Source organism: Lysobacter sp. HA35, from assembly GCF_054061195.1.
This window is the reverse complement of record NZ_JBSSDY010000001.1, coordinates 2,538,906-2,558,797: the sequence shown is the minus strand read 5'-3', so window position 1 is coordinate 2,558,797 and position 19,892 is coordinate 2,538,906. Positions and strand designations below refer to the sequence as shown.

The window sequence follows — 19,892 nt, the reverse complement described above, 5'->3', positions numbered from 1 at the left end:
TTGCGCCCCACGATGAATACGTTGGTCAGCAGCGCCAAGGCCGCTTGCAACGCGATGCGCCGCGCGATTGGATAGGCCGTGATCCACGACCGCGGGCAATTCATGGACGTTCGTCCCGTCGATAACTCGACCAGCCATTCGTGCACGCGCGAAGTGTGGCTGCATGAGCTGCGCAATGCAGTCAATCGCATCGGCCTGCATTCCGCGCTCGCGCAGCGGCTGCTCGACCTCGGCCGCGATCACGAAGCCGCCGCCGAACTCGCCGAGTGCCGCAGCGCGTGGGACGATTCGTGCCGGCTGCTGGATGTCGCGCCGCCCACCGACGCGCACGAGCCAGCCGCCCGCCCGCCGCACTGAACAGCGGGCGCACCTCCGGGGCTGCGCATGACCATCCGCTGGTACTTCGATTTCATCTCGCCGTTCGCCTACCTGCAGCGCCCGCGCGTGCGCCAACTCGCGCGGCAGCGTGCCGTCGAATACCGACCGATCCTGTTCGCCGGCCTGCTGCAGCGGCTCGATCACAAGGGCCCGGCGGAAATGCCGGACAAGCGTCGCTTCACCTATCGGCACGTGGTCTGGCGTGCGCGACAGATGGGCCGGCCGCTGCGCTTTCCGCCCGCGCATCCATTCAATCCGCTCGCCGCGTTGCGGCTGTGCATCGCCGCCGGCTGCACCGACGGCGCGATCGACGCGATCTTCGACCACCTCTGGCGCGACGGCCTGCGCGGTGACGATGCGGAATCGCTGGCCCCGGTCGCGCAGCGTCTCGGACTCGATGCCGCGACCGCGATCGCCGATGCGAACGTGAAGGCGCAGCTTCAGGCGAATTTCGATGCGGCCGTCGCCGATGGCGTGTTCGGCGTGCCGACGCTCGCCGCGGGCGGCGAGGTGTTCTGGGGCGAGGACGCGACCGCGATGTTCGAGGACTGGCTGCGCGATCGCGCGGCGTTCGATTCGGGCGAGATGTTGCGCGTGGCGACGCTGCCGGTCGGCGTGTCGCGGCGTTAGCGCTGTCGCCGCGCGCGCATGTTCTTGTCGACGATGGCGACGATGATCAGCGCGAAGAACACCAGTCGCGCGATGAGATAGGGCGTGGTCGCCTCGTCACGCGCGCCCTGCCAGGCGAACACGGCGCGGTTCACTGCTTCCCACGCGAACGCAGCGGCGAACCACAGGAATAACCGATCGCGGCCGCTGCGCCAGAAGCGCAGGAACAGCAGCGCGGCGACGGCCGAGCCCATCGAGATCATCCCGAGCATGAACGTCTGCACTCAGCGTTCCTCCATGATCAGGCCGTAGATGAGCGCGCCGAGCGCGAGCACCGACAGGCCCTGCCGCACCGGCCACAGCGCGATGCCCGGAAACACCAGGAAATCCAGCACCAGCACGACGTTCGCCGCGGTGAGCAGGCCGAAGCAGATCGCGCTCCACACGAGCATGCGCGAACGCACGCGTCGCGCCGCCGACCCGAGCAGCACAGTGCACAGCAGCGCAGCGAGCGCGCACAACGTGTAAATGATCGTGTTCACTCGTCTCTCCGCAACACGAACGCATCGGCGAAATCGCGCGCCTGCCGGCCCACGCCGGAATGGATCAGCTCCGTCACCGCGACCACCTGACGGCTGTACGTCGCGACCAGCGTGTCGACGAGGCGTTCGATGTCCTGCGTTGCCGGCGCGTAGAACGCGCGGCCGTCCTCGATGCGCGCGAGCTGCTCGCGGCAGAGGTCCGCCACCAGCTGCGCGACCTTCGATTCGGGCAGGTACAGGCGTTCGGCAAGATCACCCGTCGCCCACCCGTCATCGCGGGAGCGCAGCAGAAGCAGCGCCTCGAGCATCGGCACCGAATGGATCTTGGCGGCGACGAACCGTCGGAGGTCCGGCGCCATCACTGCACTCGCCATGCAGCGATGCTCGCCCGCATGGCCCCGCATCGCAACCCCTTGAAGCGAAACGGGTTCCGTGCAAGACGCGGCATGTGTCGCGATTTCACACGGTGCGTCGACGTCGAACTTCCCAAACAAAAAAGGCCGACGGCATGTCGCCGCCGGCCTTCGATGTCGTAACGGAGCAGGCTTACTCGATCGGCTGGTCGAGCATCATCTCGCGCACGAAACGCACCGGCGGCGCGCCGTAGCTCAACACCTGGTCGTGGTACGCCTTGAGGTTGAACGCCGCGCCCTGCTTGGCTTCCACCGCCTTGCGCGTGTCGTACTGCTCCTGCACGCCGACGAAATAGGTCGGCAGCTGCGCGGAACTGAGCTGCGTGCGCACCCACTTGCCCGCCGCCTCGCGTTCCTGCTGGAACGCGTCGTGCGTCATCAGGTGCATCGCCTGCTCGCGGCTCCAGCCGTCGACATGCACGCCCTGGTCGAGGATCGCGTTGGCAATCGTGCGCAGGTAGAACTTGAGCTGCACGAGGCGGAACAGCGGGTCGTCGCCCATGTAGCCGTTCGTGGCCATCAGGTTTTCGGTGTAGACGGCCCAACCTTCGGCGAACAGGCCCGAGCGCAGCACGCCGCGCAGCGTCGACGGATAACGCGCAGAGTACGCGCCTTCCAGGTAATGGCCCGGCATCGCTTCGTGGATGGTGAGCAGGTGGATCATCCGCGAGTTGTATTCGCGCAGGAACGACTCGGTCTGTTCCTTGGTCCAGTCGTCCGGGATCGGCGAGATCGCGAAGTACGTGTCCAGACCCTTGTCGAGCGGGCCCGGCGAATCGCAGTACGCCACCGCGACGCCGCGCTGGAACTCCGGCATCAGGATGATCTTGACCGGATCGTTGGGCACGCTGACCAGGTTCTTGTCGCGCACGAACTGCGTGACCTGCGTGAGCGCGGACTTCGCGGCATCGACCACGCCATCCCGCGAGGGATGGTCGCGATACGCGAGTTCCAGCGCGGCTTCGATCGCCTTCTGGCGCTGTTCGTCGGTCGGGTTCGCCGGCAGCGGCGGCGCACCCTTCTTGCCGGCCAGCACCTTCTGCGCGATGCCGTACATCTCGCCGCGCACGCGCGTGAGTTCGGCCTTCGCGCGTTCGCCGATCTCCTGCCGCGACAGCGACGACATCAGCGCGAACTGCAGCTTCTGGTCGTAGAGCTTGCCGCCGATGCGGAAGTCGCCCTTCGCATTCGGCACCAGTGTCTTGTCGAGCCAGGTCTGCTGCTCGGCGACGGCCTTGCGCAGGTTGGCGACCGCGGCATCGAGTCGCGTGCGATCCGCACCGGTCAGCTGCCCCGCATTCGGCGTGATGAATTCATCGACCAGCTGCAGCACGCCGGCGTTCTGCTTGGCGACGGTTTCCGCATGGATCGACGGCACGCGCGCCGGGTCGAGATTGGCGCGCATCTGCGCAAACAACGCGGGCAACTGCTCCATGCGCGCGGTCGCCGACTTCAGGCGCTGCGGCATCGGCGCGAACTCGCGCGCCATCAAGTTGTAGATCGAACCGCCGGCGAGCCCGCTGTACACCTGCGGATCCCACGCCCAGCTCTGGAACGTCTGCATGTTCCAGATGTCGCCCTGCAGCTGGTTGCGCAGGATGAGCGCGTCGACCTGGTTGTCGCGCGAGAGCTGCGTGCGGTCGATCGCGTCGAGCTTGGTCAGTAACTGCTGGCTGAAATCGACGAGCTGCTGGCGACCGTTCGCCGACAGGTCGTCGATGCGATCGTCGAAGCGGTGATCGCCGAGCTGCGTCGCCGCGATCGGGTTCAGCCGCATCCAGCCGTCGAGCCATTCGCTGGTGACCGCCTTGAAGCGGGCGTCGGCGTTTTGCGCGGGCGCGGTGGCCGGGGGCATCGATGACGTATTCATCGTTGCAGTCTGGCAACCCGCCAGGACGAGAACGGTGGCAAGGGCGAGGGTCGACGCACGCATGGCGGCTCCGGCTGGCGGGAAAGGCCAAGCATAAGCGGCGGATGCGCCGGCGGGCCCTTCGCTCGTGCCGGATGAATGCATTAGCCGATGCGGCGCGAGTTGACGCGCAGCAGTGCTACGTCAGGGCCGCCGCGCTCAGATGGCGCACAAGCCGTCCCGTGATCTCCGCGATCGGCGGCGTCCCATCATCGACGCGGTTACGCGGCGCCCGCCGCCCCGCAACACTTCTTGTACTTCTTCCCACTCCCGCAGGGACACGGTTCGTTACGTTCCGGCGTCGCGTCGCGGCGGATCGGTTCGCGCGGGGTCAGTGCTTCGATGCGGTGGTGGTGCAGGTCGTTGAGCATGCCGGGCAGGCTGGCGATGATCTCGAGGCGTTCCTTGTACGAGATGGGCGTGCCGGGGTCGGTGGGTTCTTCGGCGGCGACTTCGCCACTGGCGAGGCGGTCGATCAGGTCGAAGATTTCTTCCATCCAGTCGTTGTCGTCGAGCCACTTTTCCCATGCGGCTTCGCGCAGGTCGACGGCACGGAAGAAGCCGTGCGCCCAGTCGCGACCGACGTCGAGTTCGTCGTCGTCATGTTCTTCGAGATTTTCCGGCAGCCACAGCAACGGCGCGTAGCTGTCCGGCAGGTCGTCGTCGCCGTAGCGCACGCGCTGTTCGGCGGTGGCGGCATGCGTGGCGAGCAGCGCGCGCACGTCGCGTGCTTCGTCTTCGTCGGCCCAGCGCGGCGTGCTGCCCCACACCGGCGCTTCCCATTCGTCGAACGCGATCACTTCGGGCGACAGCGCGAGCGCGGTGAGGTAGCCGTCGAGTGCTTCGAGGTTGAAGCCCTTGAACGGCACGGCGCGTTGGTCGAGCAGTTCGGACAGGCGTTCGATCTGCGCGTCGGACAGCGGCGGGGCGACTTTCATGGGCGGAACTCGGTACGGCGGGGGCGCCATGGTAGTGCGCGCCGTGGAGGAAACGAAAAAAGGCGCGGCCGAAGCCGCGCCCGGTATCGTGATGGATCAGCGGACGTCGAAGTCGCGCGACTGCACGACGCTGCCGTCGAGCGTGATGTCGACGTGGTACTTGCCGGCCGGCCAACCGTCGGGCTTGCTGATGTGGAACTCGTGCGTGGTCGCGGCCGCGCCGCTCACGTCCTTCGTTTGTGTGTCGACTTCGGTCGGCGCCGAGCTGCCGTCCGAACCCAGGTAGGTCCAGCGCGCGCCGAGCTTGCCGGTCGTATTAGCCGCGGTGGTGACGGATGCGTACAGCGTGTCCTTGACGCCGAAAGCGGTGGCCGGCGTGCCGACGCGGTTGTCCGCGCCCACCGCGGTGCCGAGCTGCAGGTCGCTGACGTTCGATGATGCGGCCGGCGTCGTGGTGGTCGGCATCGGTGCCGGTTCCGGCATGGTCGTCGGCGTGCTGGCCGCGGGCGTCGTATCGGTGGTGGCTGCAGGCGTTTCGTCGTGCTTCTTGCAGCCCACGAGCGTGGCGGCGGTCATCAGTGCGACGACGAGCGCGCGTCGGGTCATCGGTGTCATGGACATCTCCTGTCAGGCCTTGCTGTCGGATGCGGGAATCACGAGGACCTGCCCGGGACGGATCAGGTCGGGATCGTCGAGCTGGCCGCGATTGGCTTCGAAGATGGCGTGCCAGTGGCTGGCCTTGCCGTAGAAGTGCTTGGCGATGTGCGAAAGCGTGTCGCCTTTCTGCACGGTGTAGTGCTGCTCGCCGGTGCTACCGCCGCCCTGCACGGCACTGGTGCCGCTTTGTACATTGGAGAAGTCGGGCTGCGACGCGGGCACGGACGACGTGCCCGAACGCACGTTGGAGAAGTCGGGGTTCTGCGGAGTCATGACGATGGCCGGTGGAAGGGCGCGGCCACCGTCGCATCCGTGTTGTTAACGCAGCGGCAGTTCGCCGTGAACTGTCGCTTGCTTACTGCCGCTCGTCGCGCGCGGCGGTCGGCGCTGGCGTACCCGGCGTTGCACGCCAGGGATTGATGTCGAGCCCGCCACGTCGCGTGTAGCGCGCTTCGACCGACAGCGTCGACGGCTTGGCGAGCGCGGCGATGTCGGTCCAGATGCGCTCGACGCACTGCTCGTGGAATTCGCAGTGGTCGCGGAACGAGATGACGTAACGCAGCACACTGGCCTGGTCGAGCGCGGCGCCGCGATAGGTAATGGTGACGCGCGCCCAGTCCGGTTGGCCCGTCACCGGGCAGTTCGACTTGAGCAGTTCGCTGGTCAGCGTTTCCTCGACATCGCCGCGCGATGCATCCAGCGCGAGCAGCGACGCATCCGGCGGGCCGTAATGCGCGATGTCGGTTTCGATGTTATCGAGCAGCACTGCCGGGCCGGGACGATCCACCGGCGGCAGGCCGAACGAGACGGACACCACGCCGCCCGCCGCGCGCGACAGATCCTGCGTGATGCGCGAACGCACGTCGTCGTAACCCGCGAACGTGGTGCCGTTGAACGAGTTGAGATAAAGCTTGAGCGACTTCGATTCGATCAGGTGCGGCGTGCTCGCCGGCACGCAGATGGTCGCGGTGGCGACATGCGGCTTGCCGCGCGTGTCCAGCCACGACAGTTCATACGCATGCCAGCGATCGTGGCCCGCGAACGGCAGCGGCTCGGCGACGCCGATTGCATCGCGGCCCTGCGAGCGCGCGATCGGAAACAGCAAGGACGCGTCGTAGGTCGACGGATAGTCGACGTGGCGACCGAGCGGAATCGATGCCTCGGTCATGCGCCCGCCTGCGGTGCGTCGAGGTAATCGAGCGTGGCTTCGAGCATCGCGCGCACGCCGACGTCGAGCGACTGCTCGTCCAGCTTGAACTCGGGCGAATGGTTGCCGGGCGCCGTCTGCGGATCGATGCCCGCTGACGTCGCGCCGACGAAGAAGAACAGGCCCGGCACTTGCTTCGCGAAGTACGAGAAGTCCTCGGCGCCCATCTGCAGCGGCGGCTCGATGACGTTCGCATCGCCCACCGCGGCCTTCAGGCTCGGCAGCATCTTCTGCGTCAGCGACGGATCGTTGTACGTCACCGGATTGCCCTGCGTGTCCGGCACGTTCGCATCGACGGTCGCGCCGTTCGCGGCGGCGACATGCTCGGCGACGTTCTTGAGGTCGGCGAACACTTTCTGCCGCATGCCTTCGTCGAAGGTGCGGATGGTGCCGATCATCTTCACTTCGTCAGGAATGATGTTGTAGCGGATGCCGCCATTGATCGCGCCGAAGCTGACCACCACCGGCAGCTTCGCGACATCGGTGCGACGCGCGACGATGCTCTGGCTGCTGGTCACGATCTCGCTTGCGGTCACGATCGGATCGATGCCACCCCACGGACGCGAGCCGTGCGTCTGCCGGCCCCTCACGGTGATGTTAAAGCGATCGCTTGCCGCCATTTCCGGACCGCTGCGCACCGCGATCTGCCCGACCTGCACGGTCGAGAACACGTGCATGCCGAACACCGCATCGGGTTTGAAGTCCTTGAACAGGCCTTCCTTGAGCATCAGCGACGCACCGCCTTCCTCGCCGACCGGCGCGCCTTCCTCGCTGGGCTGGAAGATCAGCATCACCTGGCCCGGCAACTGCGCGCGCATCTTCACCAGCGACTGCGCGATGCCAAGCAGCATCGCGGTGTGCGCGTCGTGGCCGCAGGCGTGCATCACGCCCGTGGTCTGGCCATTGAACGTCGTGGTGACCTTAGACGCGAACGGCAGGTCGACGCGTTCTGTGACCGGCAGCGCGTCCATGTCGGCACGCAGCGCGAGCTTCGGCCCCGGCTTGCCGCCCTGGATGATCGCGACCACGCCGTGATGCGCGATGCCGGTGCGCGGCGTCAGGCCCATCTTGCGCAGCGCGTCGGCGACAACCTTGGCGGTGCGCTCTTCGCGGTTGGAGAGTTCGGGATGCTCGTGGAAGTCACGACGCCAGCTCACCACCTGCGCCTGCACGGCCTTCGCGGCGGCGTCGACCTCGGGGCGCACCGCGGCGTGGGCAGTCGCGGTCGCGAGGGTCGCGGCGAGTGCAATGGTCAGCAGGGCGAGGCGCATGCGCGGCATCCGGAAAACGGGCCGTCGATGCTACTCCAGAGTTCCAGCGCCCCGGCTGCAAAAAAGCGCTTGGCGTGCGACGCTCGGCACGGATTCCATTCATTGGGCTGACCGTGTCCTCGACCCCGCCTTCCCCACGCCCGTTGCAGGGCGACGCCGCGCTCGTTCGCGCCATCGGCACGCTCGTGCTCGCGGCCGCGATCGTCAACTCCACGATCGGCGGCGGCATCTTCCGCATGCCCGGTGCACTCGCGACCGACGTCGGCATCGCGGCGCCGTTGTCGCTGATCGTCGGCGCGTTCGCGATCATTCCCATTGCTCTGTGCTTCGCCGCGGCGGGCAGTCGCACCCACGCGACCGGCGGGCCGTACACCTACCTGTCCGTCGCGTTCGGCCCGTTTGTGGGCTTCGTCGCCGGCGCATTGATGTGGATCAGTCATGTCGCGTCCAGCGCCGCGGTGGCGGCGTCGTTCTCGCAGCAGGTCGCGAACCTCGCACCGTCGATGAGTGAGCCGCTTGCGCGTAGTGCACTGATCATCGGCACCTACGTGTCGCTGTTCCTGCTCAATGCGTTCGGCGTGAAACTGGGCTCGCGTGCGGTGGCGACATTGGCGGGCATCAAGCTTGCACCGCTGGTGATGCTGGTGCTGATCGGCCTGCCGTTCGTAGACTGGAGCCAGATCAGCTTCAACCCCGGCGACGTGCCGTCGCTGGCCGCGCTTGGCGGTTCGCTGGTGCTGGTGATGTTCGCGTACTCGGGCCTCGAGACCGCGCTGGTGCCGTCGGGCGAATTCGACGACCCGGCGAAGACCGTGCCGCGCGCGACCATCGTCGCCATCCTCATCGTCGTCGCGCTCTACCTCGGCCTGCAGATCGTCGGCCAAGGCGTGCTCGGTAGCGGGCTGGCGACCAGCGCCGTGCCGATCGCCGACACCGCCGGCAAGATCTTCAGTACGGGGCGCACGCTGCTGCTCGCGACCGCTTGTGTGTCGATGGCGGGCTTCCTGCTCGGCAACCTGTTGGGTTCGTCGCGACTGTTGTTCGCGCTGGGCCGCGACGGCTATCTGCCCGCGGTCTACGGCCGTGCGAGCCCGCGGTTCCGCGTGCCGCTGCTCGGCCTGATCACGCATGCCGGCCTCGCCTGCTTCCTCGCCGTGCGCGGCTCGTTCGATGGCCTTGCCGCGGTGTCGGGCGGCGCGATCTGCCTGGTGTACGCGGCGGTCGCGCTGGGCGCGTGGCAGCTGCAGCGTCGCGGTGTCGCCGAACGCGGTGCACCGTTTCGCATGCCGGGTGGCGCGCTGATGCCGATCGTCGGCTTCGCGATCATGGCGGCGATCTGCACCACGCTGAAGCCCGAAGAATGGCGCGCGATCGCCGTGTCGCTGGGCGTGCTGGTGCTGGTCTACGGCGTGCTGCACCTGATGCGCCGACGCGTGCACGTACCGGCACCGTAATCCGGATGCATCGGTCGGGTCGCCGCGCGCGACCCGACCGCATTCGCGGCTATGCGCCCACCGCCGCCGCGTGGTGCGCGATGTGCTCGCCGATGTACGTCGCGATGAAGTAGTAGCTGTGGTCGTAGCCGGCGCGCATGCGCAGATCGAGCGGATGGCCTGCGGCATCGCAGGCTGCGCGCAGCAGTTCGGGACGCAGCTGCGTCGCGAGGAATTCGTCGGCCTCGCCCTGGTCGACGAGCAGCGGCAGGCGCTCGCGTGCATCGGCGATGAGTTCGCACGCATCCCATGCGCGCCACGCATCGCGATCGTCACCGAGGTAGGCGGTGAATGCCTTCTCGCCCCATGGCACCTGCGAGGGCGCGACGATCGGCGAGAACGCGGACACGCTGCGATAGCGACCAGGGTTGCGCAGCGCGATGACGAGCGCACCATGCCCGCCCATCGAATGCCCGCTGATGCTGCGTGCATCCGTCGTCGGAAAATTCGCTTCGATGAGCGCGGGCAGTTCGCGCACCACGTAGTCGTGCATGCGGTAGTGCGAATCCCACGGCGCTTCGGTCGCGTCGAGATAGAAACCCGCGCCGATGCCGAGGTCGTAGCCTTCCGCATCCGGGATGCCCGGCCCGCGCGGACTAGTGTCCGGTGCGACGAGGATCACGCCATGCTCGGCCGCGTACCGCTGCGCACCCGACTTGGTGATGAAGTTCTGCTCGGTGCAGGTCAGGCCCGACAGCCAATACAGCGCGGGGCATGCCTGACGCGATGCCTGCGGCGGCAGGTAGACCGCGACGCGCATATCGCAGTCCAGCGCATCCGACCGGTGCTGCCACACCGTCTGCACGCCACCGAAGCACGCATGCGATTCGATGCGCTGCATCAGAAGTGCACCACGCTGCGGATGGATTCGCCCGCATGCATCAGGTCGAACGCACGGTTGATTTCCGGCAGCGGCATCGTGTGCGTCACGAACGGCGCGAGTTCGATGTCGCCGCGCATCGCCGCCTGCACCATGCCCGGCAACTGGCTGCGGCCTTTGACGCCACCGAACGCGGTGCCCATCCACTTGCGACCGGTCACCAGCTGGAACGGCCGCGTGCGGACCTCCTGGCCCGCGCCGGCGACGCCGATGATCACGCTCTGGCCCCAGCCGCGGTGCGCGCACTCCAGCGCCGCGCGCATGACTTCGACGTTGCCGATGCATTCGAACGAATGGTCGACGCCCCAGCCGGTCATCTCGACGATCACCTGCTGCACGGGCTTGTCGAAATCCTTGGGGTTGACGAAGTCGGTGGCGCCGAATTGCTTCGCCATGTCGAACTTCGACGGATTCGTATCGATGGCGATGATGCGGCCCGCCTTCGCCTGGCGCGCGCCCTGGATCACCGCGAGCCCGATGCCGCCGAGGCCGAACACGGCAACCGAATCGCCCGGCTGCACCTTCGCCGTGTTGTGTACCGCGCCGATGCCGGTGGTGACCCCGCAACCGAGCAGGCAAACGTGCTCCGGATTCGCGTTCGCGTCGACCTTCGCGAGCGACACCTCGGCCACCACCGTGTATTCGCTGAAGGTGCTGCAGCCCATGTAGTGGTACAGCGGCTGGCCTTGGTACGAGAACCGCGACGTGCCGTCGGGCATCACGCCCTTGCCCTGCGTGGCGCGCACGGCGACGCACAGGTTGGTCTTGTTCGACTTGCAGAACAGGCACTCGCCGCATTCGGCGGTGTACAGCGGGATCACGTGGTCGCCGGGTTTCACCGAGGTCACGCCTTCGCCGACTTCGACCACGATCCCCGCGCCTTCGTGACCGAGCACGACGGGAAACAGGCCTTCCGGGTCCTCGCCCGACAGCGTGAACGCATCGGTGTGGCAGACGCCGGTGTGCGTGATGCGCACCAGTACCTCGCGGGCGCGCGGCGGTTCGACGTCGATCTCGACGATCTTCAGCGGTTCGCCCGCGGCGAATGCGACGGCGGCACGGGACTTCATCGGCACGGCTCCAGACACGGGACCCGCATCGTAAGGCGGTCGCCGGCCAATGCCGAGGTCGCGTCCGTTTAACGGTTCCGTCACCCCCACAAGCGTGCAATACCGCGCTTTGCGAACCGGGCAGGCCCATGCACGTTACCGACCGTCACCACGTCACGGCCCACGGTGACGGCGAACCGACACTGGTGTTCGCACACGGCTTCGGCTGCGACCAGAGCATGTGGCGCTTCGTCGCCCCGCACTACGCCGAGCGCTACCGCGCGGTGACCTACGACCTGCTCGGCAGCGGCCGCTCGCACCTGCCGTCCTACGACTACGACCGCCATGGCAGCCTGCAGGGGCATGCCGACGACCTGGTGGACGTGGTGCGCGCCACTGCGAATGGCCCGGTGGTGTTCGTCGGCCATTCGGTGAGCGGCATGATCGGCCTGCTCGCCGGCCTGAAGGCACCCGAGCTGTTCGCCGCGCAGATCTGGCTGGGCCCGTCGCCGTGCTACGTCAACGACGGCGACTATGTCGGCGGCTTCGATCGCGCGGACATCGACAGCCTGCTGGAAACCCTCGACAGCAACTATCTCGGGTGGGCCAGCACCATGGCGCCCGCGATCATGGGTGCGCCGGAGCAGCCGCAGCTCGCCGAAGAACTGACCAACAGCTTCTGCCGTACCGATCCCGAGATCGCCAAGCATTTCGCGCGCGTCACCTTCCTGTCGGATAACCGCGCCGACCTGTCGAAACTGCAGGTGCCCACGCTGGTCCTGCAGTGCAGCGACGACATCATCGCGCCGGTCGCCGTCGGCGAGTATCTGGAACGCACGTTGCCGAAGGGCACGATGCGGATCATCCGCAACGTCGGCCACTGCCCGCACCTGAGCGCGCCGGCCGAAAGCATCGATGCGATGGACGAGTTCCTCGAATCGCTCCGGCTGGCCCGTGAGCCTGCGTGACGAACCCGCCGCGGAATCGTTGTACGACGAGGCGCCCTGCGGACTGCTGCTGACCGACCACGACGGCCGCGTGCTGCGTGCGAACCGCACGTTCTGCCGCTGGGCCGGCCTCGACGTCGACGCGCTTGCCGGCATCCGCTTCCCCGACCTGCTCACCATCGGCGGACGCATCTTCCACCAGACGCATTTCGCGCCGCTGCTGCAGATGCAGGGCTCGATCTCGGAAGTGAAGCTCGAACTGCGTCGCGCCGACGGCGAGCGCATCCCGGTCGTGGTCAATGCGGTGCGTCGCGCGCGTGGCGACACGTGGCAGGACGAGATCGCGGTGTTCATCGCGAAGGATCGCCACGCCTACGAACGCGAACTGATGCTCGCGCGCAAGCGCGCCGAGGACCTCGCCGCGCGCCAGCGTGAAGTCAAGGAGGAACTGGAGCGCGCCGACCGCCGCAAGGACGAGTTCCTTGCCATGCTCGCGCACGAACTGCGCAATCCGCTCGCGCCGATCAGCACCGCCGCGCAGCTGATGCGCATGAGCGACGACCCCGAACGCCTGCACTCGCTCGGCGAGATGATCGCGCGGCAGGCTGCGCACCTCACGCATCTGGTCGACGACCTGCTCGACGTCTCGCGGGTCACGCGCGGGCTGATCGAGATCGAACGCGCGCCGCACGAGGCCGCGTCCATCGTCGAAGCGGCGATCGAGCAGGCGCGTCCGTTGCTGGAGTCGCGGCACCATCGGCTGGAGTCCGTGCTGCGGCATGACCTCGCGGTGGAAGGCGACCGCACACGGCTGGTGCAGGTCATCGCCAATCTGCTCAACAACGCCGCGAAGTACACGCCGCAGGGCGGTGTCATCAGCCTCGAGATCGCCGCCGTCGACGACATGGTGGAGATCGGCGTAACGGACAACGGCATCGGCATCGACGCATCGTTGCTGCCGCACGTGTTCGACCTGTTCGCGCAGGCCGAGCGCACGCCGGACCGCGCGCAAGGCGGGTTGGGAATTGGGTTGTCCTTGGTGCGCAGCCTCGTGCAGCTGCACGGCGGAACCGTCGAAGCCCGCAGCGATGGCCTGCATCAGGGCAGCCGGTTCACCGTGCGCCTGCCGTGCGTGCGCATGCCGGAGCCGGCGGCGTTCGCTAACCCCGTGCCGGACGCGACGTCAGCGCGCGCACTGCGCCTGTTGATCGTCGACGACAACGAGGACGCCGCGCGCACGCTCGCCGACGTGCTGCAAGTGCTCGGGCACGTGCCGTATGTCGCCCTCACTGCAGCCGACGCGCTGGTGCTCTGCGAACGCGGCTTCGACGCCTGCGTGCTCGACATCGGGCTGCCCGACATGACCGGTTACGAACTCGCGACGACCTTGCGCGAACGCGGCCACGGGCAAGCCGTCTACATTGCGTTGTCGGGTTACGGGCAGGCGCACGATCGCGCGTTGTCGCGCGCTGCGGGTTTCGGCCATCACCTGGTCAAGCCGGTTGAATTCGATCGCCTGATGGACGTGCTCGCCACCGTGCAACCCGCGGTAGCGACCTCGATCTAGTCGCCCCAGTTCCATTCGACGCCCAGCGTCAGCGCGCGACCGGCGCCTGGCTCGAAGTAGCGCGCGTTCGCCTCGTTGACGATCACCGAGCCGATGTAGCGGCGGTCGAGCAGGTTGGCGATGCCGGCGAACACGCGGCCGTGGTCGTGGTCGCGCTGCACGCGCCAGCCGATGCTCGCGTCCAGCACCGTGTAGCCGCCGGTGCGCACGTCGCCGGCGGTGGTCCCGGTGACGCCGCTGACGTGCTGCGTGTCGAGCGTCGCGGTGAAACCGGTGTCGCCGCGGTAGCGCAGCGCGATCACACCTTCGGCATGCGGCACGCCCGGCAGCGGCGTTCCCGACGGCACGATCGCGACCGGCGCGCGGCATGCCGTGCCCTCGCAAGCGGCGATGTCGGAGCGGAACTCCGCGTCGAGCCACGTGCCCGACAGATCGAGTTTCAGGCGCTCGGCCAGCGGCAGCGACAACGACGCTTCGACACCGCGACGTCGTGTCGGCCCCGCATTGCGGAACGTAGTGCGCCCGCCGCTGCTGGTGTTGACGACGAGTTCGTCGCGCGTATCACTGTCGAACAACGCGAGTTCGCCGCGGATGCCGTGTGCGTTTACGCGCGCACCGACTTCCGCGTTACGCATGCGCATCGGGCGCAGCAGGAAGTTCAGGCCACTGCCGCCGTCGCTGCGATAACCGAGTTCGTTGAACGTCGGTGTTTCGAAGCCGCGACCGGCCGACGCGTACATCGACCATGCGCGCGACGGCGTCCACGTCACACCGATCACCGGCGACGTCGCCGAATACGTGACGCGGCCGCTGTCGTCGGGATTGGTCGCGGTGATGTAGGCATCGCGCGAGTCGAACGTCACCCGGCTCGCGCGCACGCCGCCGCTGATGCTCCACGTCGGCGTGACGTCCCACGTGGCCTGCAGGTACGGATCGACGTTGCGCACGCGGTCGGCCTGCTGCTGGCGCAATGCGCCGCGCACGCCGAGCGTGCTGCTGACGAAGTTCTCGTAGCCGCGACGATCCTGGCGCTGCTGTTCGACGTCGAGGCCGAGCACGACATCCAGCGGGCGCGAGGCGAGGTCGCGATGCCAGGTCATGCGTGCATCGATGCCCGCGTACGGCGAGTCGAGATCGATCCAGCCGCCGGCGCTCAGCGGGCTGCGCTGCGCGGATGGCGGCGTCGACTGCACCTGTTCGACGCGACGATGCCCGCCGTAGCCGAGCAGGCGCAGTTCGCCCGCACCGAGCGAACGTTCGAACACCGCGCCGAGCTGCACCTGTCGCGCGCTCTTGCGAGTGTCGAAGGTGAGCGCGCTCGGGCTCGCCTGCCGCGGATCGGCCTCGGCCTGTTCGCGCGTGAGGCCCTGCGGATCCTGCGTGTCGGGCGAATCGAACGCGTTACCGACGAGCGTGAGATGCCCGCCAGCGAACGACATCCCGAGCTTGGCGTCGATCGATTCGCGACGCGCGCGGCTGTGCTCGCGCCAGCCACCGGTGCTGAAGTGCGACGCGCCGACCGCATAGTCGAGATCGCCTGCCGCGCCGCGTGCGTGCGCGCCGAGCCGCCACGTGTCGAAACTGCCGAAGGACGCATCCACGCCGACGCGATCGGGTTCGCCGCCGTCGGCGGTGGTGAGCTGCACCACGCCGCCCGCACCATTGCCGTACAGCGCGGCGAACGGGCCGCGCAGCACTTCGATGCGCTGCGCATCGCCGAGCGGGAAGTGCGAAACCTGGCCCTGGCCGTCCGGCATCGTCGCGGGAATGCCGTCGACATACAGACGCACGCTGCGGATGCCGAAACTCGCACGCGTGCCGAAGCCGCGGATCGAGATCTGTTCGTCCTGCGCCCAGTTCTGCCGCGTGCGCGCCAGCACGCCGGGCACGCCCACGAGCTTCTCGGCCAGCGTCGCGCCGTTGCCGGACGTATCGAGCGCATCGCCTTCGATCACGCTTACCGCGGCGGGCGTCCTGTCGATCGCACGTGGCGCGCGCGTGGCGATGACCTGCACGCGATCGAGCATCGCGGGGTCGGTGGAGGGGGCGGCGGTTTGGGCCTGCGCAGCGCCGACGAAGGCGAGCAGACAGAGCGGGGCAGGTCGGATCACGGCGCGAAGAGTAATGAGCCGCGCGACGGTTTGCGTGACGGCGATCTACACGCCGCGCTTCGACGCTGAACGCCAGCTGCGCGACGCGCGACGTGCACGTCCGTCTTCACAAACGTTTGAAAACGCGCTGGCTAGCGTCGGCTCACCAACGAAGGGGAGTGCGCCATGAATGCGATGCTGAAGCCTGCCGATGTCGCCGAAACGTCCCGCACCGCTGCGCCGGTCCGCACCCGCGTGATCGCGCGGCTCGAACTCGACGACTTCCGCCGCACCAACTACGCCGACGGCTGGGACGATGACGACGCGGCGCTGGGTTGGGTGGACGAGGACATCGTCACCCGCGGCAAGAAGCGCACCGCGCACTGACGCCGACGCGCCGGGCACCGCCTAGCCGCGGTGCTCGAGCGCGAGGTATTCCGCCGACTGCATTTCGATCAGGCGCGACGCCGTGCGCTCGAACGCGCCGGACAGCTTGTCGCCGCGATAGAGCTCGGTCGGCGCACCGTCGGCGGTGCAGACCAGGTTGACGTGGCGGTCGTAGAGCTCGTCGATCAGGTGCACGAAACGGCGGGCGGCGTCGGCGCGGGTGTCGTCGAGTTTCGGGATGCCACCGACGAAGATGCTGTGGTGCTCGGTCGCGATCTCGATGTAATCACTCGCCGCGCGCGGCCCTTCGCAGATCGCGGCGAAGTCGAACCAGACATGGCCGTCGAGACAGGCGCGCACCGGGATCTCGCGGCCTTCCACATGCAGCGGCCCGTGCGCGACCTGCGCCTGCCCGCACAGTTCCTGCCAACGCGTCGCGAGCCACGCATCGGATGCGCCATCGAGCGGCGCGCGGTAGACCGGTGATTTGGTCAGCGCGCGCAGGCGGTAGTCGGTGACGCTGTCGAGATAGAGAACTTTCGTGTTCGCTTCGAGCAGGCGGATCGCCGGCAGGAAGCGATCGCGCTGCAGGCCGTCCTTGTAGAGGTTGGCCGGTTCGGTGTTCGAACTGGTGACCAGCGCGACGCCTTCGGCGAACAGGCGATCGAGCAGGCGGCCGAGCAGCATGGCGTCGCCGATGTCGTTGACGAAGAACTCGTCGAGCACGAGAACGCGCAGCGTCGCGCGCCATTCCTTGGCGATGATCGCGAGCGGATCGCTGGCGCCCGCGTGTCGACGCAGCGCGTCGTGGATCTCGCGCATGAATCGGTGGAAGTGCGTGCGCTGCTTTTCGGCGAACGGCAGCGATGCGTAGAACAGGTCGATCAGGAACGTCTTGCCGCGACCGACGCCGCCCCAGAGATACAGGCCCTGCGGCGCGGGCGGGCGCTTGCCCTGCAGGCGATCGAACAGGCCGAGCTTCGGCGGATCGAGCAGCGCGGCGTGCAGGCGGTCGAGCTCGGCGAGGGCGGGCTGCTGCGCAACGTCGTACTGCCAGCCGCCCCGCGCCACGCCGTCGGCATACAGCTGCGATGGCGTGCGGACGGGCTCAGCCATGCGCGTCGAAACCCGGCAGCGCGGCCGCCACGCCGTCCTTCATCGCCTGGCGCAGGTCCATGAGCTTGCCGTGGAAGAAATGGCTCGCACCCGGCATGCGCAGCAGCGTCGGCGGCGTGCGCAGTTCCGACAGGCGCGCGATCCAGTCGTAGACGCGCTGCGGCTCGACGATCTCGTCCGCCTCGCCCTGGATGACGAACCACGGGCCGGTGTAGAGCCCCATGTTCTCGAAATCCCAGCTGCGCCCGGCCGGCGGTGCGATCGAGAACAGAAGGTCGGGCTGCAGCTCGTCGGCCATGCGCAGCGAGACGAAGCTGCCGAAACTGAAACCGCCCAGCCACAGCGACGCGCCGGGCTTCTCGGCACGCGCCCAGTCGACCACCGCGCGCAGGTCGTCGGATTCGCCGATGCCGTCGTCGAACGCACCGGCGCTCTTGCCGACGCTGCGGAAGTTGAAGCGCACGGTGGTGACGCCGAGTTCGCGCAGCGCGCGCGCGGCCATCGTCACCACCTTGTTGGTCAGGCTCCCGCCCTCGGTGGACAGCGGATGGCAGACCACGGCGACCACCTCGCGCACGGCGACGCCGGCCTCGGGCGTGTCGATGACGGCTTCGATCGGCCCGGCGGGGCCGTCGAGCATCACGGGGACGACGCCACCGGCGGGCGCGTCGGGAAATGCGGGATTCGGCATGCGCTGCAGCCTACGCGGCGGGGCGTGGAAACGACGACGCCGCCCGGAGGCGGCGTCGTGGCGGAAGGCGGAACGCCTTACTTGAGGTTGCCGAGCATCCAGTCGACGGTGGCCATGACCTGCTCGTCGGTCAGCGCCGGGTTGCCGCCCTTGGCCGGCATCACGCCCGCCGCGCCCTGGAAACCTTCGATCGCGTGCTTGTGCAGCGTGTCCTTGCCCTTGGCGATGCGCGCGTCCCAATGCGCGTGGTCCAGCGTCGGCGCGCCGCCGGCGCCCGAGCCGTGGCAGCCCGAGCACAGGTTGCCGAAGATCACCGAGCCGTCCTTGGTGCCGCCGTAGGCGACCTGCGACGACGCGGCGGCAGCGGCGGCCGCAGCCGCGGCGGCCTGCTGCGCGGCACCGGTCTGGCCCGCGTAGACCGAGCCCATCGGCGCGATGCGGTCTTCGGTGATGCGCACGACCGACGGATCGCGGTCATGCGGCAGCGAGCTGTTGATGTACATGGCCGCGCCGATGAGGCTGAGCATGATCAGCAACAGGAAGCCGATCACCATCGAGAATTTCTTGAGGAACACCAGGTCGTAATTGCGCACGATCCACCTTGTGCGCGCGTGCGGGCGCGCGGGAGCCGAATTTGGTCGGGACGGTGGACGCACGCACAGCGGCGCCACCGGGCACGGGAGTTTATCACCGGCCCCGCGGCGACGGGCCCGCGATTCGGGCTCAGGACATGGGATTCGCCGGCGGCGGCGGGTCCGCGGGCAGGGGGATGAACTCGTCGTGGTCGAGGTCGGGCAGCTTCATGCGGCCGGCACGCCAGTCGGCCTTGGCCTCTTCGATGCGCTCCTTGCGCGAGGACACGAAGTTCCATTCGATGAAGCGCGGCCCGACCGGCTCCCCGCCCAGCGCCATCACGGTGGCGGCTCCGCGCGCGACGACGTCGGACGAGCGCCCCGGTGTCAGCACCGCCATCTGGCCGACGCCGAAGCGCTGGCCGTCGATGTCGACCTCGCCACGCGCGACGTAGAACGCGCGCTCCGGATGGTCCGCCGGCAGCGCGAAGCGCGCGCCGTCGTCGAGGTCGAGATGCAGATAGAAGAGTGGCGACGCAACGGACACGGGCGCCGTCAGCCCCAGCGCGTTGCCCGCGATCAGGCGACCACGAACGCCGGTGTCGGCAAAAGCCGGCAGCGCCGCGGCGTCGAAGTGGGCGAAGCCAGGATCCGACTCCTCGGCCGATTCCGGCAGCGCGACCCAGGCCTGCAGCCCGTCGAGCCGATCCCCTTGCGCGCGCGCCTTCTCGAACCGCTCGGAATGGGTGATGCCGCGGCCGGCGGTCATCCAGTTGACCTCGCCCGGGCGGATCGCCTGCTCGGAGCCGACGCTGTCGCGATGCATGATCTCGCCGTCGAGCAGGTAGGTGACCGTCGACAGGCCGATGTGCGGATGCGGGCGCACGTCCACGCTGCGTGGCAGGCCGGGCGGGAAGTCGGCCGGGCCCATGTGGTCGAAGAAGATGAAGGGGCCGACCATGCGGTGCAGCGGCGCCGGCAGCACGCGCCCGACCTCGAAGCCGCCGAGGTCGCGACGGCGGGCGGGAATCACGAGCTGGATCATGGCGGCGCTCCGTTGCGGTCGTCGACGTTATAGGCGCGCGGCGTCGCCATCGCGAGACCGATGGATGGAACGGGCTGGTGCGGCATTACGACCGGCGGTTGCGCGCACCCGGCGCGAGTCCACAATGCAGG

The 19,892-nt window shown here is 68.2% G+C and carries 22 protein-coding genes; 6 read left to right on the top strand and 16 right to left on the bottom strand.

What is annotated here, in order from left to right; genetic code table 11:
* Positions 1 to 78: 78 nt before the first annotated feature.
* Both ACVWZN_RS12400 and ACVWZN_RS12395 read left to right on the top strand, forming a co-directional pair.
* On the top strand, positions 79 to 357 hold the full coding sequence (locus ACVWZN_RS12400; protein WP_456954080.1) for a hypothetical protein: 279 nt from the start codon (positions 79 to 81) through the stop codon (positions 355 to 357).
* A 27-nt stretch (positions 358 to 384) separates the two neighbouring features.
* Complete coding sequence (locus tag ACVWZN_RS12395) at positions 385 to 1,008, top strand: DsbA family protein (protein ID WP_456954079.1); 624 nt, start codon at positions 385 to 387, stop codon at positions 1,006 to 1,008.
* On the opposite strand, the gene ACVWZN_RS12390 is transcribed toward ACVWZN_RS12395, so the two are convergent.
* From ACVWZN_RS12390 to ACVWZN_RS12350, 9 genes are all read right to left on the bottom strand, one after another.
* The gene (locus ACVWZN_RS12390) at positions 1,005 to 1,271 is read right to left on the bottom strand and encodes a DUF5985 family protein (protein WP_027083698.1); all 267 of its coding nucleotides are present in this window, start codon (positions 1,269 to 1,271) and stop codon (positions 1,005 to 1,007) included. The genes ACVWZN_RS12395 and ACVWZN_RS12390 overlap by 4 nt on opposite strands.
* Positions 1,272 to 1,529, bottom strand: a complete 258-nt coding sequence (locus ACVWZN_RS12385; protein ID WP_456954078.1) for a DUF5985 family protein — start codon at positions 1,527 to 1,529, stop codon at positions 1,272 to 1,274.
* Positions 1,526 to 1,888, bottom strand: a complete 363-nt coding sequence (locus ACVWZN_RS12380) for a hypothetical protein (protein ID WP_456954077.1) — start codon at positions 1,886 to 1,888, stop codon at positions 1,526 to 1,528. Before ACVWZN_RS12380 ends, ACVWZN_RS12385 begins: the two co-directional genes overlap by 4 nt.
* Before the next feature lie 187 nt (positions 1,889 to 2,075).
* A complete protein-coding gene (locus ACVWZN_RS12375; protein WP_456954076.1) occupies positions 2,076 to 3,875 on the bottom strand; it encodes a DUF885 domain-containing protein in 1,800 nt (599 codons plus the stop codon).
* A gap of 197 nt (positions 3,876 to 4,072) precedes the next feature.
* Positions 4,073 to 4,789 carry a UPF0149 family protein gene (locus tag ACVWZN_RS12370; protein ID WP_456954075.1) on the bottom strand — a complete coding sequence of 239 codons (717 nt, stop codon included), beginning with the start codon at positions 4,787 to 4,789 and terminating at the stop codon, positions 4,073 to 4,075.
* Positions 4,790 to 4,885: 96 nt separating this feature from the next.
* Positions 4,886 to 5,404 carry a hypothetical protein gene (locus tag ACVWZN_RS12365; RefSeq protein WP_456954074.1) on the bottom strand — a complete coding sequence of 173 codons (519 nt, stop codon included), beginning with the start codon at positions 5,402 to 5,404 and terminating at the stop codon, positions 4,886 to 4,888.
* Positions 5,405 to 5,416: 12 nt separating this feature from the next.
* A complete protein-coding gene (locus ACVWZN_RS12360; RefSeq protein ID WP_027083705.1) occupies positions 5,417 to 5,719 on the bottom strand; it encodes a LysM peptidoglycan-binding domain-containing protein in 303 nt (100 codons plus the stop codon).
* Positions 5,720 to 5,801: 82 nt separating this feature from the next.
* A complete protein-coding gene (queF, locus tag ACVWZN_RS12355) occupies positions 5,802 to 6,614 on the bottom strand; it encodes an NADPH-dependent 7-cyano-7-deazaguanine reductase QueF (protein ID WP_456954073.1) in 813 nt (270 codons plus the stop codon).
* Positions 6,611 to 7,924: an amidohydrolase gene (locus ACVWZN_RS12350; RefSeq protein WP_456954072.1), complete on the bottom strand. Its 1,314-nt coding sequence runs from the start codon at positions 7,922 to 7,924 to the stop codon at positions 6,611 to 6,613. The genes queF and ACVWZN_RS12350 overlap by 4 nt, the downstream gene beginning before the upstream one ends.
* Positions 7,925 to 8,037: 113 nt before the next feature.
* Here ACVWZN_RS12350 and ACVWZN_RS12345 point away from each other — a divergent pair, with 113 nt between their 5' ends.
* Positions 8,038 to 9,378 carry an APC family permease gene (locus ACVWZN_RS12345; RefSeq protein WP_456954071.1) on the top strand — a complete coding sequence of 447 codons (1,341 nt, stop codon included), beginning with the start codon at positions 8,038 to 8,040 and terminating at the stop codon, positions 9,376 to 9,378.
* Positions 9,379 to 9,427: 49 nt separating this feature from the next.
* Here ACVWZN_RS12345 and fghA read toward each other — a convergent pair whose 3' ends face one another.
* A complete protein-coding gene (gene fghA, locus ACVWZN_RS12340) occupies positions 9,428 to 10,258 on the bottom strand; it encodes an S-formylglutathione hydrolase (RefSeq protein ID WP_456954070.1) in 831 nt (276 codons plus the stop codon).
* On the bottom strand, positions 10,258 to 11,367 hold the full coding sequence (locus ACVWZN_RS12335; protein ID WP_456954069.1) for an S-(hydroxymethyl)glutathione dehydrogenase/class III alcohol dehydrogenase: 1,110 nt from the start codon (positions 11,365 to 11,367) through the stop codon (positions 10,258 to 10,260). The genes fghA and ACVWZN_RS12335 overlap by 1 nt, the downstream gene beginning before the upstream one ends.
* Before the next feature lie 128 nt (positions 11,368 to 11,495).
* Between ACVWZN_RS12335 and ACVWZN_RS12330 the strand changes: the two genes are divergently transcribed.
* On the top strand, positions 11,496 to 12,314 hold the full coding sequence (locus ACVWZN_RS12330; protein WP_456954068.1) for an alpha/beta fold hydrolase: 819 nt from the start codon (positions 11,496 to 11,498) through the stop codon (positions 12,312 to 12,314).
* A complete protein-coding gene (locus ACVWZN_RS12325; protein WP_456954067.1) occupies positions 12,301 to 13,860 on the top strand; it encodes a hybrid sensor histidine kinase/response regulator in 1,560 nt (519 codons plus the stop codon). Before ACVWZN_RS12330 ends, ACVWZN_RS12325 begins: the two co-directional genes overlap by 14 nt.
* On the opposite strand, the gene ACVWZN_RS12320 is transcribed toward ACVWZN_RS12325, so the two are convergent.
* Positions 13,857 to 15,971 carry a TonB-dependent receptor family protein gene (locus ACVWZN_RS12320; RefSeq protein WP_456954066.1) on the bottom strand — a complete coding sequence of 705 codons (2,115 nt, stop codon included), beginning with the start codon at positions 15,969 to 15,971 and terminating at the stop codon, positions 13,857 to 13,859. The genes ACVWZN_RS12325 and ACVWZN_RS12320 overlap by 4 nt on opposite strands.
* Positions 15,972 to 16,136: 165 nt before the next feature.
* Between ACVWZN_RS12320 and ACVWZN_RS12315 the strand changes: the two genes are divergently transcribed.
* Complete coding sequence (locus ACVWZN_RS12315) at positions 16,137 to 16,337, top strand: hypothetical protein (protein WP_027083714.1); 201 nt, start codon at positions 16,137 to 16,139, stop codon at positions 16,335 to 16,337.
* Between the two features lie 21 nt (positions 16,338 to 16,358).
* On the opposite strand, the gene zapE is transcribed toward ACVWZN_RS12315, so the two are convergent.
* The 4 genes from zapE to ACVWZN_RS12295 all read right to left on the bottom strand — a co-directional run bounded on the left by zapE (position 16,359) and on the right by ACVWZN_RS12295 (position 19,761).
* On the bottom strand, positions 16,359 to 17,453 hold the full coding sequence (gene zapE / locus ACVWZN_RS12310; RefSeq protein WP_456954065.1) for a cell division protein ZapE: 1,095 nt from the start codon (positions 17,451 to 17,453) through the stop codon (positions 16,359 to 16,361).
* Positions 17,446 to 18,144: an alpha/beta hydrolase gene (locus ACVWZN_RS12305; protein ID WP_456954064.1), complete on the bottom strand. Its 699-nt coding sequence runs from the start codon at positions 18,142 to 18,144 to the stop codon at positions 17,446 to 17,448. Before ACVWZN_RS12305 ends, zapE begins: the two co-directional genes overlap by 8 nt.
* A 77-nt stretch (positions 18,145 to 18,221) precedes the next feature.
* Positions 18,222 to 18,737, bottom strand: coding sequence for a c-type cytochrome (locus ACVWZN_RS12300; protein WP_456954063.1), 516 nt, complete (start codon positions 18,735 to 18,737; stop codon positions 18,222 to 18,224).
* 130 nt (positions 18,738 to 18,867) lie between these two features.
* Positions 18,868 to 19,761 carry a pirin family protein gene (locus tag ACVWZN_RS12295; protein WP_456954062.1) on the bottom strand — a complete coding sequence of 298 codons (894 nt, stop codon included), beginning with the start codon at positions 19,759 to 19,761 and terminating at the stop codon, positions 18,868 to 18,870.
* Positions 19,762 to 19,892 lie beyond the last annotated feature (131 nt).